Here is a 16,644-nt window from a genome sequence, read left to right on the forward strand (position 1 = left end):
TTTCTGGGCAAGGTCGTCGGAAGTTTCCTTCAAGTCGCGGCGGTTTCCATGAACTGGTGTGAAATGTTTTCCATCGATAGTCTTTGGCGGTCACTGAAAACTCAGTGGTGGGGTGTAGGAACCCTTCAAGACCGATGGGATGCTCTTAGCGTCAATGCTTGGTTTGCGGCCGTTAACATGCGCCCGTAAGATCAGTTGCGGCGGCTATGCGCGGGCACGCTTCGGCGTGGTCGAGTTTTCCCAAAGGTCTCGATATTCCTACCTCGCGCGTAGCTGCCACCCTAGCCTGTAGGAAGGCTGATGGCAGCTCTTATTCTTCTTTGGGAGCGTCTAATGAAAACATTTACACCCGATCCACCCTACGAAAAACTTATCCCCCATCCCACCAACCGCTTCATGGCCTTAACCGGCAACTGCACCGACATGCCCACCTTGTTCGTCGACACCCACGCGCCACTGGATATCTTGACCGACACTGCCAGCTACCGAATTCGCGCCGTCACTCAGGTGCTGGAAAACATGTCCATGCGCGGTTCGGTCGAGTGTGAATCTTTCATTCTTAGTGATTTTGCCTTGCTCTGTGCCATTTCATTGCGTGATGGGTGTGATGTGCTGGATGTGGTGGGGCGGCGGTTGCGGGCGCGGCCTTCGGAATAACGTCGAGTGGCTTTTGTGGCGAGGGAGCTTGCTCCCGTTGGGCTGCGTAGCAGCCCCAAAACCTGCAATCCCGTTTTGTCAGCTGTACCGAGTGGCTTGGTTTGGCGACTGCTTCGCAGTCGAGCGGGAGCAAGCTCCCTCGCCACAGGTTATGGGGTGGTCTGGATATTTTGGGGCTGCTTTGCAGCCCAACGGGGGCAAGCCCCCTCGCCACAGGGTTTATGGATTGGCGCGGTATTGGGGTTGTACTTGCCCGCTCAGCCACCAACCCCTGACGTCCTGCGCCGTACAGGGTAAACTTCCCGGCCTTCGCAGGAGCAGCCATGAATTATCGTCACGCCTTCCATGCCGGCAATCACGCCGATGTGTTCAAACACCTGACTTTGACCCGCCTCATCGCCTTGATGTCGCGCAAGGAGCAGCCGTTTGCTTATCTCGATACTCACGCCGGCATCGGCCTGTATGACCTGCAGGGCGATCAGGCCAGTCGTACCGGTGAGTACCTGGAAGGCATCGCGCGGTTGTGGGATCAGCCGGATTTGCCAGCGCTGACCGCCGATTACATGAAGGTGTTGCACGAGATGAACCCGGATGGCCAGTTGCGCTATTACCCGGGGTCGCCGGAGTTGGCGCGGCGTTTGACCCGGCCGCAGGATCGTGTGTTGCTCAATGAGAAGCACCCGGAAGACGGTGTGTTGCTCAAGGACAACATGAAGGGCGATCGTCGGGTGAAGGTTCACCTGGGCGAAGGCTGGCATGTGCCGCGTGCGTTGTTGCCGGTGCCGGAGAAGCGGGCGGTGATGTTGATCGATCCGCCGTTCGAACAGCTTGATGAGATGCAGCGTTGTGCGGCGTCGTTGAAAGAGGCGATTGGCCGTATGCGCCAGACGGTGGCGGCGATCTGGTATCCGGTGAAGGATCAGCGGGCGTTGCGGCGCTTCTATCAGGATTTGGCCGGAACGGGCGCGCCTAAGTTGTTGCGGGTGGAGTTGTTGGTGCATCCGCTGGATACGCCGAACAGCCTGAACGGTTCGGGGTTGGCGATTGCCAATCCGCCGTGGGGGCTGGAGGAAGAGTTGCGTGAGTTGCTGCCGTGGTTGTCCAAGAAGTTGGGGCAGACCCAGGGGGGGTGGCAGATGGATTGGTTGATTGCCGAGAGTTAATCAGTTGCATGTGTGGCGTCTAGTCGGACGCCTTCGCGGGCAAGCCTCGCTCCTACAGGTCGGTGTGACCGTAGGAGCGAGGCTTGCCCGCGAAGCTTTTCAGCGTCCGAAATTTAGATCGGGCACGTCACGCCAGTACCGCCAATCCCGCAATACCCCTCAGGATTCTTGGCCAGGTACTGCTGGTGATACGCCTCGGCGTAGTAGAACGTCGGGGCTTCGTCGATTTCAGTGGTGATGATGCCTTTGCCCGCTTTGGTCAGTTCCGCCTGGAACACTTTCGCGCTGTTCTTCGCCGCTTCCAGTTGTTCCGGTTTGGTGCAGTAGATCACCGAGCGGTACTGGGTGCCGATGTCGTTGCCCTGGCGCATGCCCTGGGTCGGGTTGTGCAGTTCCCAGAACATTTTCAGCAGCTGTTCGTAGCTGACTTTTTCCGGCTCATAGACCACGAGCACCACTTCGGTGTGCCCGGTCAGGCCCGAGCAGACTTCTTCGTAGGTCGGGTTCGGCGTGAAGCCGCCGGCATAACCGACCGAGGTGCTGAACACGCCTTCGCGCTGCCAGAATTTGCGTTCCGCGCCCCAGAAGCAACCCAGGCCGAAGATTGCGAATTCTACGTTGCCCGGAAACGGACCCAGCAGCGGGTTGCCGTTGACGAAGTGTTTCTCCGGAACCTTGATCGGGGTTTCGCGGCCAGGCAGAGCTTGTTCTTTAGTCGGGAGCACGTTTTTGTTCACCAGAATTTCCGAGCGCAGAACCATGATCAGTCCTCTCAGTCAGGTTGAGATGTAAATACAGACTGCCAGTTTGCCCGAGTGTTACGTCGCTGTCAGGCGATTGGGCCGCGCGGGTAGCGTTTGAGCTTTTCGATCAGCTCGGAGCCCGGGATCGGTCGGTCGAACAGGTAGCCCTGGCCGACGTCGCAGCGGTGGCGGCGCAGGAAGGCCAGTTGCTCGGCAGTCTCGATGCCTTCAGCCACGACCTTGAGTTTCAGGTTGTGGGCCATGGCAATCACGGCGGAGGTGATTTCCATGTCGTCCTGGTTGTCCGGGATTTCGTGGATGAAGCTTCGATCGATCTTGATGATGTCGATCGGGAATTTTTTCAAGTAGCTGAGCGACGAGTAACCGGTGCCGAAGTCGTCCATCGCCAGGGTCAGGCCCAGACGCTTGAGCTGATCGAGCTGCAAGTGCGTGTCTTCGGTGGCTTCCAGCAGCAGGCCTTCGGTCAGTTCCAACTCCAGCAGGTTCGCCGGCAGCGCTTCTTCCTTGAGGATGTTGGCGATGGACGCCACCAGGTCCGGGTCGGAGAACTGCTTGGGCGACAGGTTGATCGCCACCTGCAAGTTGCCCAGGCCAGCGGCGGTCAGGTCTTTGCTCATGCGGCAGGCCTGGCGGGCAATCCATTTGCCGATCGGGATGATCAGCCCGGTTTCTTCGGCCACGCTGATGAACTGGTCCGGGCGGATCATGCCTTTTTCCGGATGGTTCCAGCGCAGCAGCGCCTCCATCCCCAGCAACCGGCCGCTGCGCAGGCACAGCTTGGGCTGGTAGAACACGTCCAGCTCGTTCTGGGTCAGGGCGCGGCGCAGGTTGTTTTCGACGAACAGTTTGTAGCTGGCCTCGGCGTTCAGCGCTTCGGTGAACACTTGCACCTGGTGTTTGCCGTTGGCCTTGGCCTTGTGCAGCGCCAGGCCGGCGTTGCGCATCAGCGTCTGTGGGTCGCGACCGTGCAGCGGCGCGCAGGCCAGGCCCACGGAGCCGGTGACGCTGATCAACTGGTTGTCGACGAACATCGGTTTGTCGAGGGTTGCCAGCAATTGATTGGCAACCTGCTGGCCCGCCGAGAGGTCAGTGTCGTCCAGCAGCACCGCGAATTCGTTACTGGCAAACCGCGCCAGACTGCCGCTCGAACTCAGGCTGTTGCGCAGGCGCCGCGCCAGGCTGATCAGCAGTTTGTCGCCGGTCTGGTGGCCGAGGCTGTCGTTGATCCGCTTGAAGTTGTCGATGTCCACCAGCAGCAGGCTGATGGGTGTATCGCTGTCTCGGGCGAAGCGCTCATCGAGGTTGCGGATGAACGCCGGGCGGTTGCCGAGGTTGGTCAGGTTATCGGTGTAAGCCAGGCGCTCGATTCGTTGCTGGGCGAGCTTGGTCTGGGTGATGTCTTCGTAGATGCCGATGTAGTGCGTCAGCTCACGGTTGTCGCCGTAGACCTTGGAAATCGACAACTGGCCCCAGTAGGGTTCGAGGTTTTTACGCCGGCTCTTGAACTCGCCCTGCCAGCTGTTGCTTTTGGCCAGCGCGGACGGAGCGTCGAACAGCAGTTCGCTGAGGTTTTCCAGCGCCGGCAGTTCCGACAGCCGCTGACCGTGGACTTCCTCGGTGGTGTACTGGGTGATCGCGGTGAAGCTTGGGTTGACGTACTCCACCACGCCGTCGCAATTGACCAGCAGAAAGGCGTTGGCGCTTTGTTCCACCGCACGCTGGAACAGGTGCAGGGCGCTGGTGGCGGTACGGCGGTTGTGGTTGTTGATGACTTGGGCGAATTGATCCGCCAGTTCGCCGGCAAAGGCGATTTCGTCCGATTGCCAGGCGCGGGTCGCCCCGATCTGTTCCAGGCAGAGCACGCCGACCACCTGGCCATCGACACGGATGCTGGCGTCGAGCATGGCGTTGACGTCGCGCGGGCGCAGGTACTCGGCGATTTCCCGGGTGCGCGGGTCGCGCATGGCGTTGTGGGCGTCGATGGCGCGGCCGGTGTGCAAGGCCTCGAGGTAATCGGGAAAACCACTGGCGTCGATCGGCTCCGGCAGTTGGCGACCCCGGGTGGCGCGGTGATAGGCCGAGATCGGCGTCAGTAGCGAGCCATCGAGGTTCCACAGGCTGGCGCAGTCGATTTCATAGATGTCGCAGGCGCTGCGGGTGATCAGTTCGGCGGCTTCTTGCAGGGAGTTGTTGGTGCTATAGCGCTGGCGGGTCAGCAGCAGGATCAGGTCTTGCTGGGCGCGCACCCGGTCCAGGTGCTGCAGTTGTTCCTGCTGGGCACGTTGATTGAGTTCCAGGGCGATTTGCAGGCGTGAGTTCTGGGTTTCCAGATCCAGCGCCGGCAGCAAGGGTTCGCCGTCGAACAGACCGTCCACCACCATCAGGTAGCCGCGCAGCAGGTGCCGATTGTGTTGTTTGTAGGCTTCGCCCAGTTCCAGCAGGCTCAGAACGCCGGCGGCGGTGTGCAAGGTGTAGCGGATCAGGTAATGCGGGCTTTCGGTGAGTTGCTGCTGGATCGTGTCATGCAGTTGATAGCGCGCTTCGGGCTCCATCAGGCTGGCGTAGGGCGAGCCGACCAGAGCACAAAGCTCCACCGCCGGCAGGCCGAACTGTCGTTCGCAATTAGGATCGAGAAACAGCAGCGCCCAGCTTGGTTCATTCAGCCGTTCGAAACGCAGCATGCCGAGCCGCGAGGGCACAGGCAACTGCGTCACTACCTCGGCCACCATACGGCTGGCGGCATCGGGTTGGCTTTTCATTGAAGGAAACTCGCTTCGAATATGCTGATCGCGCCGGGCTCTCGCCCTCTTTACTGTTGCCTGCGGCAAGGTTGCATCATTGCGACACCGACTGACAAGAGACATGAAGGCCAAGTGCTATAAGAATATGTCGGCAGGCGCACAGTTTTCTCCAGCGAGGCGTCAAAAAGTAATGTTGTGGGCCAAAAGATTGCAGCCCGTAGGGGCTGCCGAAGGCTGTGATCTTTTCGAGGGATCAACGAAATTTGATGCTGATCGACTGCAATGGCTTGCCATCCCGATCGTGATAATTGACGCGAACCTGCTCGGCCTCGACGATCAGATGCGCGAAGTTGTCCTGGCTGATCACCTCGCTGGTCAGTTCATGCCGATAGTCGCCTGCCGCTGTTCGGGCCAGGGCCTGATCGAGGATGAAGGTCGATGCCTTGGCGTACGGCAGCAGTTTGCTGTTGCACAACGGTGAAGACACGATGGTGTGGACTTCGAAATCCGGGTCCTCGCTGTGGGTCAGGCGACTGGTGAGGGAGCCGTGAACATCGCCGGAGATGAACAAGACGTTCTTGATACCGCGTGTACGAATCGTCTCCAGCAGCCGTAGGCGTTGCTCCGGGAAAGCTTTCCAAGCGTCATCGCCGTGAAGTTTACGGTCGGGATAGAACATGACACTGGTGACCACGAATTTGACCCGGGCCGGGTTATTGATCAGCCATTTGAGCAGCGCCTGTTCCTGTTCTTCGTCAAGGATGCGCCGGTCGTTGGCCGACAGATTGCGTCGGGTTCGACTGTCGGTGACAAACCACCCGATATCACCCTCGGAGAACTGATACCAATACTTTTCCAGTCTTTTGCTTATTTGCCCATTGGCCAGCAGTTCATACGTGGGGCTGTGACTGGCTTGATACAACTCATATGCTGCAATGGCGTTTTTGTATAAGTAATCATCGGCGTTACTTTTGTTGGCGGGCCAGTTGTCTTCTATTTCATGGTCGTCGAGGATCATGTAAGTCGGCATGCCCGACATTAACTTGGAAATATGAGGCTGCGAAAAGGCTGTGCGGTATTTTTTGAGAATGTCCTTGTATTCCCGGTCGGGGGCCACGAGGTTCAAGTCGTCGACGTAAATCTGATCGCCAGTCATCAGCATGGCACTGACGGGCGGTTCGGCGCTGTCCGCCAGGCTGTTGATCGAGGCAAAAATCCGGTCGCCCAACTGTGGGGCCGACGCAATGCCGGCGGTCATTCGCAGGTAACGACACGAGCCGACGATATAGGCCCGTGGCTGGCTGATTTTGCTGGAGTGCGTGCGAAAGCGGTAAATCTCCCGTGGCCATTGCAGCGGCAGTTCCTGAACTGTCTCCACGGTATGCACCGGGCTCATGGGGCTGAACCAGCCTGCCTGGTACTCATAGTCGGTGTCGGTGACCAGGTCATTGAGTGCAATGACATCGGACATGTCGCGCAAGACGGACAGTTTTGCAAATACGCCTTTGGACCAGAGTTTCTCGCCTGTGCGTCGATAACGGATGCCCGCAAATACCAAGGCGTCGTTCTGTAATTCACCGCGCAAGAAAATACGCGCATGGTTAGTTGTGGTATGGCCGATAATTGGGCCGACAGTTGGTTTGAACATGTTCGAATCCATTCGAGGTAATGCTAACTAAGCAAATTAAGTCATCGAGGTTTCTATTAGAAATCTCCGAACTAAGCCTAGTTATTGGCTGGAGAAAAATATCGGGCAGAAGTGGACTGGGGTTGTAGGTGGCGTAAGCCTTAGATGTAGGAATAAGGCACGAAGAGGGTCAATCCCGTAGCAGCAGCCTCGCAAGCTCGACAGCTGCTACATAGGATGCTGAAACGCGGAGGGCTTTCTTCAGGGCAAAAAAAAGCCCCGCCAAATCGACGGGGTTGAGGTACGAGCGTGGCGCTCGGAAAACGTGGAACGCGATTGGCCCTCCGTGAGGGGAGGGCCAGTCGGTGTTACAGCAGGATGGTGCGGATGTCCGCCAGCAGGTCGCTCAGACGCTTGGTGAAGCGTGCAGCAGCGGCGCCGTTGATCACACGGTGATCGTAGGACAGCGACAGCGGCAGCATCAGTTTCGGCTGGAAGGCTTTGCCGTCCCAGACTGGCTGGATGGTTGCCTTGGAAACACCGAGGATCGCCACTTCCGGCGCGTTGACGATCGGCGTGAAGCCGGTGCCGCCAATGTGGCCGAGGCTGGAAATGGTGAAGCAGGCGCCTTGCATCTCGTCCGACGAAAGCTTCTTGGTCCGGGCTTTTTCAGCCAGGGAAGCAGCTTCGGCAGCCAGTTGCAGGAGGCTCTTCTGGTCGACGTTCTTGATGACCGGTACCAGCAGGCCATCCGGGGTGTCGACGGCGAAGCCGATGTTCACGTATTTCTTGCGGATGATCGCTTTGCCGCTTGGTGCCAGCGAGCTGTTGAAGTCCGGCAGTTCCTTGAGCAGGTGTGCGCAAGACTTGAGCAGCAGCGGCAGGATGGTCAGCTTGACGCCGGCCTTCTCTGCAACGGCTTTCTGGGCGTTACGGAACGCTTCCAGCTCGGTGATATCCGCCGAGTCGAATTGCGTCACGTGCGGCACGTTCAGCCAGCTGCGGTGCAGGTTGGCAGCGCCGACCTGCATCAGGCGTGTCATCGGCACTTCTTCGATTTCGCCGAAGCGGCTGAAGTCCACGACCGGAATCGGCGGGATGCCCGCGCCGCCGGTTGCACCAGCTGCAGCGGCCGGAGCTTCCTTGGCCTTCTGCATCATGGCCTTGACGTAAACCTGAACGTCTTCCTTCAGGATGCGACCGTGCGGACCGCTGGCGCCGACAGCGCTCAGCTCGACGCCGAACTCGCGAGCCAGTTGACGCACGGCAGGGCCGGCGTGAACTTTCGCGCCAGGCTTGGCAGGAGCAGCAGCCGGGGCAGCAGCAGGAGCGGCGGCAGCCGGAGCGGCAGCGGCAGGCGCTGGAGCACTCGGCGCGGCAGCGGCAGTCGGAGCCGGGGCTGCAGCAGGTGCCGCGCCTTTGACTTTCAGCTTCAGGATCAGGTCGCCGGTACCGACTTCGTCATCCAGCTTGATGGAAATGCTTTCCACCACGCCAGCGGCAGGCGATGGGATTTCCATGCTCGCCTTGTCGGATTCCAGGGTGATCAGCGACTGATCGGCGGCAACAGTGTCGCCAGCCTTGACCAGTACTTCGATGATCTTGGCCTTGCCCGCCGAACCGATGTCCGGGACGTGAATGTCCTGAACGCTGTCGGCAACCGGTGCAGCCGGAGCCGCGGCGGCTGGCGCCGGAGCAGCGGCAGCAGGCGCAGCAGCCTGGGCAGGAGCGGCAGCAGCAGGGGCCGCAGCACCCGCCACTTCCAGATCCAGAATCAGGTCGCCCGTGCCGACTTCGTCGTTGAGCTTGACGCTGATGGCCTTGACCACGCCAGCAGCGGGCGAAGGGATTTCCATGCTGGCCTTGTCGGATTCCAGGGTGATCAGCGACTGATCAGCCTCGACGGTGTCGCCGACCTTGACCTGGATCTCGATGATCTGGGCCTTGCCCGACGAACCGATGTCCGGCACGTGCACTTGCTGGATGCTGGCAGCAGCCGGCGCGGCAGCAGGCGCCGCCGGCGCAGGTGCGGCAGCCGGTTTGGCTTCAGCTTTGGCTGGCGCAGCGGCCGCCGCAGGGGGCTGTATAGAGGCTGGGGCAGCGGCACCTTCGACTTCCAGTTCCAGCAGTTCGTCGCCTTCTTTCAGGCGATCGCCCAGCTTCACTTTCAGGCTCTTGATGATGCCGGCCTTAGGCGCAGGCACTTCCATGCTCGCCTTGTCCGATTCCAGCGTCAGGATGCTCTGATCGGCTTCGATACGGTCGCCGACCTTCACAAACAGTTCAATTACTTCACCTTCACCGCTGCCGATGTCAGGTACGCGAATGAGTTCGCTCACAGAGTGTCTCCTCAGCAGTCCAGTGGGTTGCGTTTTTCCGGGTTGATGCCGAACTTGGCGATGGCTTCAGCCACCACTTTAGGTTCGATGTCACCACGGTCAGCCAAGGCTTCCAGGGCTGCCAACACCACGAAATGACGGTCTACTTCGAAGAAGTGACGCAGCTTCTTGCGGCTGTCACTGCGGCCGAAACCATCGGTGCCCAGGACTTTGAATTCCTTGGACGGGACCCACTGACGAATTTGTTCAGCGAACAGCTTCATGTAGTCGGTGGAGGCAATGACCGGACCTTTACGGCCGTTCAGGCACTCTTCCACGTAGCTCAGCTTAGGCTTCTGGCCAGGGTGCAGACGGTTAGTGCGTTCAACGGCCAGGCCATCGCGACGCAGTTCGTTGAAGCTGGTAACGCTCCATACGTCGGCGCCGACGTTGAACTCTTCACGCAGGATCTTCGCCGCTTCACGGACTTCACGCAGGATGGTGCCGGAGCCCATCAGCTGAACGTGGTGCGCCGCTTCGCGGGTGTCTTCCTCGAGCAGGTACATGCCTTTCTTGATGCCTTCTTCGGCACCGGCCGGCATGGCTGGCTGCTGGTAGGACTCGTTCATTACGGTGATGTAGTAGAAGACGTCCTGTTGCTCTTCGGTCATCTTCTTCATGCCGTCCTGAATGATCACCGCCAGCTCGTAGCCGTAGGTTGGATCGTAGGTGCGGCAGTTCGGGATGGTCGCGGCCAGCAGGTGGCTGTGACCGTCTTCGTGTTGCAGGCCTTCACCGTTCAGGGTGGTACGGCCGGCGGTGCCGCCGATCAGGAAGCCACGGGTACGGCTGTCGCCAGCGGCCCAGGCCAGGTCGCCAATACGCTGGAAGCCGAACATCGAGTAGAAGATGTAGAACGGCAGCATCGGCTGGTTGTGGCTGGAGTACGAAGTACCGGCAGCGATGAAGGAACTCATGGCGCCCGCTTCGTTGATGCCTTCCTCGAGGATCTGGCCCTTCTGGTCTTCCTTGTAGAACATCACCTGGTCTTTATCGACTGGCTCGTAGAGCTGGCCGACGGAGGAGTAGATGCCCAACTGACGGAACATGCCTTCCATACCGAAGGTACGGGCTTCGTCCGGGATGATCGGTACGATGCGCGGGCCGATTTCCTTGTCCTTGACCAGTTGCGCGAGGATTCGCACGAAGGCCATGGTGGTGGAGATTTCGCGGTCGCCCGAGCCGTCCAGGATCGCCTTGAGGGTGTCCAGTGGAGGGGTCGGGATGTTGAAGCTCTTGGCGCGACGCTGAGGCACGAAACCGCCCAGTGCGGTACGGCGCTCGGCCAGGTAGCGGGCTTCGGCGCTGCCTTCTTCCGGTTTGAAGAATGGCAGGTTCTCCAGCTCTTCGTCCCTGACCGGAATGTCGAAACGATCGCGGAACAACTTCAGGCTGTCGACATCGACTTTCTTGGTGTTGTGCGCAGTGTTTTTCGCTTCGCCGGCACCGGTGCCATAACCCTTGATGGTCTTGGCCAGGATGACAGTTGGTTGTTCCTTGTGGTTGACCGCTTCGTGGTATGCCGCGTAGACCTTGTACGGGTCGTGGCCGCCACGGTTGAGCTTCCAGATCTCGTCGTCGGACAGATCGGCAACCATCGCCTTGAGTTCTGGCGAGTTGAAGAAGTGTTCACGCACGAACGCGCCGTCTTTGGCTTTGTAGTTCTGGTACTCGCCGTCGATGACTTCGTCCATGCGGCGTTGCAGGATGCCGTCGACGTCCTTGGCCAGCAGTGGGTCCCAGAAGCGGCCCCAGATGACTTTGGTCACGTTCCACTGAGCACCGCGGAACACGCCTTCGAGTTCCTGGATGATCTTGCCGTTGCCGCGAACCGGGCCGTCGAGGCGCTGCAGGTTGCAGTTGATGACGAAGATCAGGTTGTCCAGCTTTTCGCGGCCGGCCAGGGAGATCGCGCCCAGGGATTCCGGCTCGTCGCACTCGCCGTCGCCCAGGAAGCACCAGACTTTCTGTTTGCCTGGCTGGATGAAGCCACGGTGTTCCAGGTACTTCATGAAGCGTGCCTGGTAGATCGCCTGGATCGGGCCCAGACCCATGGATACGGTCGGGAACTGCCAGAAGTCAGGCATCAGCCATGGGTGTGGGTAGGACGACAGGCCCTGACCGTCGACTTCCTGGCGGAAGTTGTTCATTTGGTCTTCGGTGATGCGGCCTTCCATGAATGCACGGGCGTAAACGCCTGGCGAGGTGTGGCCCTGGAAGTAGATCAGGTCGCCGCCATGTTCGTCGGTCGGGGCCTGGAAGAAATAGTTGAAGCCGATGTCGTACAGGGTTGCGCTGGAGGCGAAGCTGGAGATGTGACCGCCCAGGTCAGAATCTTTCAGGTTCGTGCGCATCACCATGGCCATCGCGTTCCAGCGTACCAGCGAGCGAATGCGGCGTTCCATGAACAGGTCGCCAGGCATGCGTGCTTCGTGGGTAACGGGAATGGTGTTGCGGTATGGCGTGGTGATGGCGTAAGGCAATTGCGAACCGCTACGGGTTGCGAGTTCGCCCATACGGGTCATCAGATAGTGAGCACGGTCTTCGCCTTCTTTGTCGAGAACCGATTCCAGGGCGTCCAGCCATTCCTGGGTTTCGACGGGATCGAGGTCTTGCATGGCTTGCTCCAGGGCGGAAAGGCTTCCAGAATCGGTTGCCTGAGTTTGCGACTGGCCTTGTGGGCAGACGATATAAATTCTTGGATTGCCGATAGGTTGTTCCGGCGGCGTGTAGTTTTACTACAAATCTTCGGGCATTTCAGCCTTTCGAATGTATAGACGAGTAGTAAAACTACAGATGATTGGCTTGTGGCCTCCGGCTGCGTTGTGAGAATAATCGTTAAGGTTGGTCTTTTGCCAATCGAAAAAGGTGGAAGCTTGATGATCGCTGCCAAAAAAAAAGAAATTTCAGCTATTTCTAACCTTTGTTCGACAGTCAGTCGCGTAGCGTGTTTTCACGAATCACTACATGCAGCCCTTCACACGCCGATCAAGGATAGACCATGAGCCTCCCTTCGCTTGCCGAACTGCCCGATGGGCTCCTGCCGTTAGTCACCCGCGCCGAGCAGTCGTTTCGTACGACGGTCGGGGTCCTTCCCGATGACCATGGCCTGTCTGCCTGGACGCCTGAGCGCTGGGCGCAATTTGCCCGCGTCGCCGCTGCCAGCGACTTTGTGATTGAACAGAGTCTGCGTGACCCTTTGATGTTGCTGGAACTGGTGCAGTCCGGCGAACTGGACCGCGCCTTGGCACCGGGCGAGTTGTGCGCACAGATCGCCACGGCGGTGAGCGCCGCCGAAAACGACGACCAGCTAGGTCGTGCCCTGCGCCGCCAGCGTAATCGTCACCAGGTGCGGATCATCTGGCGCGACCTGACTCGCCAGGCCGATCTGGTGCAGACCTGTCGCGACCTCTCGGACATGGCCGATGCCAGCATCGATCAGGCCTATCAGTGGTTGTACTCGCGGCATTGCCAGCAGTTCGGTGTGCCCACCGGGCGGCGCAGCGGCGAGCCGCAGCAGATGGTCATCCTCGGCATGGGCAAGCTCGGCGCGGTGGAGTTGAACCTGTCGTCGGACATCGACCTGATCTTTGCCTACCCCGAGGGCGGCGAAACCGTCGGCGTGAAGCGTTCGCTGGATAACCAGGAGTTTTTCATTCGCCTCGGCCAGCGTCTGATCAAGGCGCTGGACCCGATGACTGTCGACGGTTTTGTGTTCCGCGTCGACATGCGCCTGCGGCCTTACGGTTCGTCCGGCGCTCTGGTGCTGAGCTTCAATGCGCTGGAGCAGTATTACCAGGATCAGGGCCGTGACTGGGAACGCTACGCGATGATCAAGGCGCGGGTGGTGGCAGGTGATCAAGTGGCTGGCGCCCAGTTGCTCGAGATGCTGCGGCCGTTCGTTTACCGGCGTTACCTGGACTTCTCGGCCATCGAAGCGCTGCGCACCATGAAGCAGTTGATTCAGCAGGAAGTCCGGCGCAAGGGTATGGCCGACAACATCAAGCTTGGCTCCGGCGGCATCCGTGAAGTCGAGTTTATCGCCCAGGCCTTCCAGCTGATTCACGGTGGTCGCGACCTGAGCCTGCAGCAGCGTCCTCTATTAAAAGTACTGAGCACCCTGGAGGGGCAGGGCTATCTGCCGCCGGCGGTGGTCAGCGAACTGCGCCAAGGCTACGAATTCCTGCGTTACACCGAGCACGCGATTCAGGCGATTGCCGACCGCCAGACCCAGATGTTGCCGGACGGCCCGCAGGATCAGGCGCGCATTGCCTTCATGCTCGGGTTTGCCAACTGGACGGCATTCCACGAACAACTGATGTACTGGCGTGGCCGGGTGGCCTGGCACTTTGGTCAGGTGATTGCCGATCCCGATGAAGAGCAGGGCACCGAGAGCGAAGTGATGGTCGGCGGGGAATGGCTGCCGCTGTGGGAAGAAGCCCAGGACGAAGAAGCCGCGTGCCGCCAACTCGAAGAGGGCGGTTTCGCCGATGCCGCCAAGGCGCTGAAAGCATTGGCCAGTCTGCGCAGCAGTCCGCAATTGCGTGCCATGCAGCGCCTGGGGCGGGAACGCCTCGATGCTTTTATACCGCGCTTGCTGGCCCAGGCCGTGGAGCACGCCAATCCCGATCTGGTGCTGGAGCGCGTGCTGCCACTGGTTGAAGCGGTGGCGCGGCGTTCCGCCTATCTGGTGCTGCTGACCGAAAACCCCGGTGCGCTGCGCCGTCTGCTGACACTGTGCGCGGCGAGCCCGTGGATTGCCGAACAGATCACGCGCTTCCCGTTGCTGCTCGACGAATTGCTCAACGAAGGCCGGCTGTTCAAGCCGCCACTGGCGCCGGAACTGGCGGCCGAGTTGCGCGAGCGTCTGACGCGGATTCCCGAAGACGACCTCGAACAACAAATGGAAGCCCTGCGGCATTTCAAACTGGCGCACCGCTTGCGTGTCGCAGCTTCGGAAATTGCCGGTAGCCTGCCGTTGATGAAAGTCAGCGATTACCTGACCTGGCTTGCCGAAGCGATCCTCGAACAAGTGCTGGCCCTGGCCTGGCGCCAGACGGTGGCCAAGTACGGTACACCGCTGCGCACCGATGGCAGCGTGTGCGACCCTGGATTCATCATTGTCGGTTACGGGAAAGTCGGCGGCCTGGAATTGGGGCACAGTTCGGACCTGGACCTGGTGTTCATCCATGACGCGGATCCGCAAGCGGAAACCGACGGCCCGAAACCCATCGACGGTGCACAGTTCTTTACCCGGCTCGGGCAGCGGATCATTCACTTGCTGACGGCTCAGACCAACTCCGGTCAGCTATATGAAGTGGACATGCGCCTGCGGCCGTCCGGTGCTTCCGGTTTGCTGGTGAGTTCATTGGGCGCGTTTGCCCGGTATCAGGAAAACGAGGCCTGGACCTGGGAGCACCAGGCGCTGGTGCGGGCGCGGGTGCTGGTGGGCAGTCAGGATGTCGGCCAGGCATTCGAGAAGGTTCGCGCGACGGTATTGGCCAAATCGCGGGACTTGTCGACCTTGCGCCAGGAGGTCAGCGAGATGCGCGCCAAGATGCGCGATAATCTCGGCAGCAAGAGCACTGCGGCGGGCACGGCGGCAAATGCCTTCGAGGCCACGGCGCCGTTCGATCTCAAGCAGGACGCTGGAGGTATCGTCGATATTGAATTTATGGTGCAATACGCGGCTCTGGCGTGGTCTGAAACACATCCGTCATTGCTGCGCTATACCGACAATATCCGCATTCTGGAAGGGCTGGAGGAGGAAGGGTTGATACCCGCCGAAGACGCCAGCCTGTTGCGTGAGGCTTATAAAGCCTACCGCTCCGCCGCTCACCGGGAGGCCTTGCAGAAGGATGCCGGTGTGATACCGGGCGACCAGTTCGCGGATGAGCGACGGCAGGTCATGCGGATCTGGCGTGAGCTGGGGTTAAGCTGACATGAGTGTGGCAGGCTTTTGTGGCGAGGGAGCTTGCTGTGGCGAGGGGGCTTGCCCCCGTTCGACTGCGCAGCAGTCGCAAAGCGTTACACTCGATAATATGTGTAAGTGGTTGAAGATTTTGGGAGTGCTCCGCACTCCAGCGGGGGCAAGCCCCCTCGCCACATTAACAAGTCAGCCCAAGAGATTTACTGGCTAAGCTGCACGCACTGGATGTGCAAAAATTGATCTGACGAGCCTGTACAGGCTCGTCCAAATGACCTGGCGGCTCACCCCGCAGGTGCTGGATTCTCGAGGCGGGGAGGCGTATGCCTCCCCGGTTCGTTTTTGGAAACCACATGAAAATTCTGATCGTTGGGCCCAGTTGGGTCGGTGACATGGTGATGGCGCAGACACTTTTTCAGTGTCTCAAACAACGCCACCCGCAGTGCGAAATCGACGTGCTGGCCCCCGAGTGGAGCCGGCCGATCCTCGAGCGCATGCCCGAAGTACGCCAGGCCTTGAGCTTCCCGCTCGGCCACGGCGTGCTGGAACTGGCGACGCGTCGGCGCATCGGTAAATCCCTGGCCGGTCAGTACGACCAGGCCATCCTGCTGCCCAATTCGCTGAAATCGGCCCTGGTGCCGTTTTTTGCCGGCATCCCGAAACGCACCGGCTGGCGTGGCGAGTTCCGCTACGGCCTGCTCAATGATGTGCGCACGCTCGACAAAGAGCGTTATCCGTTGATGATCGAGCGCTTCATGGCCCTGGCCTTTGAGCCTGGCATCGAGCTGCCGAAACCTTATCCACGGCCGAGCTTGCAGATCGATCCGGTGACTCGCGACGGCGCGCGGGCCAAGTTCGGCCTGGCCCTTGACCGTCCGGTGTTGGCGCTGTGCCCTGGCGCCGAATTTGGCGAGTCCAAGCGCTGGCCGTCCGAGCACTATGCCAAGGTCGCCGAGGCGAAGATTCGTGAAGGCTGGCAAGTCTGGCTGTTCGGCTCGAAAAACGATCACGCGGTGGGCGAAGACATTCGTGGGCGGTTGATTCCGGGGCTGCGTGAAGAGTCGGTAAACCTCAGTGGCGGCACTTCCTTGGCCGAGGCGATCGATCTGCTGTCCTGCGCCGACGCGGTGGTCTCCAACGACTCCGGCCTGATGCACGTGGCTGCCGCGCTGAACCGCCCGTTGGTGGCGGTGTACGGCTCGACGTCGCCGGGCTTTACGCCACCGCTGGCCGAGCATGTCGAGATCGTGCGTCTGGGCATCGAATGCAGTCCGTGCTTCGATCGCACCTGTCGTTTCGGTCATTACAACTGCTTGCGCCAGCTCATGCCCAAAGCGGTGAACGAAGCCTTGCAGCGGTTGCTGGGCACTGTGGTCGAGGTCAAATAG

The 16,644-nt window shown here is 60.0% G+C and carries 9 protein-coding genes; 4 read left to right on the forward strand and 5 right to left on the reverse strand.

Annotation, left to right across the window (positions count from 1 at the left end; all coding sequences use genetic code 11):
• Positions 1-333 precede the first annotated feature (333 nt).
• Both AC1DQM_RS20575 and AC1DQM_RS20580 read left to right on the forward strand, forming a co-directional pair.
• A complete protein-coding gene (locus tag AC1DQM_RS20575) occupies positions 334-657 on the forward strand; it encodes a hypothetical protein (RefSeq protein WP_477746764.1) in 324 nt (107 codons plus the stop codon).
• Between the two features lie 323 nt (positions 658-980).
• Entirely contained in the window at positions 981-1,820 is an 840-nt protein-coding gene (locus tag AC1DQM_RS20580) for a 23S rRNA (adenine(2030)-N(6))-methyltransferase RlmJ (protein ID WP_018928567.1), read from the forward strand.
• A gap of 113 nt (positions 1,821-1,933) precedes the next feature.
• Here the strand turns inward: AC1DQM_RS20580 and msrA are convergent, their stop codons facing one another.
• The 5 genes from msrA to aceE all read right to left on the reverse strand — a co-directional run bounded on the left by msrA (position 1,934) and on the right by aceE (position 11,948).
• The gene (gene msrA, locus AC1DQM_RS20585; protein WP_018928566.1) at positions 1,934-2,581 is read right to left on the reverse strand and encodes a peptide-methionine (S)-S-oxide reductase MsrA; all 648 of its coding nucleotides are present in this window, start codon (positions 2,579-2,581) and stop codon (positions 1,934-1,936) included.
• Positions 2,582-2,649: 68 nt separating this feature from the next.
• Positions 2,650-5,343: a putative bifunctional diguanylate cyclase/phosphodiesterase gene (locus tag AC1DQM_RS20590; RefSeq protein WP_477746765.1), complete on the reverse strand. Its 2,694-nt coding sequence runs from the start codon at positions 5,341-5,343 to the stop codon at positions 2,650-2,652.
• 235 nt (positions 5,344-5,578) lie between these two features.
• Positions 5,579-6,973 carry an alkaline phosphatase D family protein gene (locus AC1DQM_RS20595; protein ID WP_477746766.1) on the reverse strand — a complete coding sequence of 465 codons (1,395 nt, stop codon included), beginning with the start codon at positions 6,971-6,973 and terminating at the stop codon, positions 5,579-5,581.
• Between the two features lie 347 nt (positions 6,974-7,320).
• Entirely contained in the window at positions 7,321-9,291 is a 1,971-nt protein-coding gene (aceF, locus tag AC1DQM_RS20600) for a dihydrolipoyllysine-residue acetyltransferase (protein WP_477746767.1), read from the reverse strand.
• 11 nt (positions 9,292-9,302) lie between these two features.
• On the reverse strand, positions 9,303-11,948 hold the full coding sequence (gene aceE, locus AC1DQM_RS20605; protein ID WP_018928562.1) for a pyruvate dehydrogenase (acetyl-transferring), homodimeric type: 2,646 nt from the start codon (positions 11,946-11,948) through the stop codon (positions 9,303-9,305).
• A gap of 383 nt (positions 11,949-12,331) precedes the next feature.
• Between aceE and glnE the strand changes: the two genes are divergently transcribed.
• Both glnE and waaF read left to right on the forward strand, forming a co-directional pair.
• Positions 12,332-15,271: a bifunctional [glutamate--ammonia ligase]-adenylyl-L-tyrosine phosphorylase/[glutamate--ammonia-ligase] adenylyltransferase gene (gene glnE, locus AC1DQM_RS20610; RefSeq protein ID WP_477746768.1), complete on the forward strand. Its 2,940-nt coding sequence runs from the start codon at positions 12,332-12,334 to the stop codon at positions 15,269-15,271.
• 338 nt (positions 15,272-15,609) lie between these two features.
• Positions 15,610-16,644, forward strand: a complete 1,035-nt coding sequence (waaF, locus tag AC1DQM_RS20615; protein WP_477746769.1) for a lipopolysaccharide heptosyltransferase II — start codon at positions 15,610-15,612, stop codon at positions 16,642-16,644.

It is taken from the genome of Pseudomonas sp. 01L34 (assembly GCF_056400265.1).

Excerpts from the sequence above, each read along its gene's own strand:
- AC1DQM_RS20575 (WP_477746764.1), top strand. The coding sequence starts at position 334 with ATGAAAACATTTACACCCGATCCACCCTACGAAAAACTTATCCCCCAT.
- AC1DQM_RS20580 (WP_018928567.1), top strand. The coding sequence starts at position 981 with ATGAATTATCGTCACGCCTTCCATGCCGGCAATCACGCCGATGTGTTC.
- msrA (WP_018928566.1), bottom strand. The coding sequence starts at position 2,581 with ATGGTTCTGCGCTCGGAAATTCTGGTGAACAAAAACGTGCTCCCGACT.
- AC1DQM_RS20590 (WP_477746765.1), bottom strand. The coding sequence starts at position 5,343 with ATGAAAAGCCAACCCGATGCCGCCAGCCGTATGGTGGCCGAGGTAGTG.
- AC1DQM_RS20595 (WP_477746766.1), bottom strand. The coding sequence starts at position 6,973 with ATGTTCAAACCAACTGTCGGCCCAATTATCGGCCATACCACAACTAAC.
- aceE (WP_018928562.1), bottom strand. The coding sequence starts at position 11,948 with ATGCAAGACCTCGATCCCGTCGAAACCCAGGAATGGCTGGACGCCCTG.
- glnE (WP_477746768.1), top strand. The coding sequence starts at position 12,332 with ATGAGCCTCCCTTCGCTTGCCGAACTGCCCGATGGGCTCCTGCCGTTA.
- waaF (WP_477746769.1), top strand. The coding sequence starts at position 15,610 with ATGAAAATTCTGATCGTTGGGCCCAGTTGGGTCGGTGACATGGTGATG.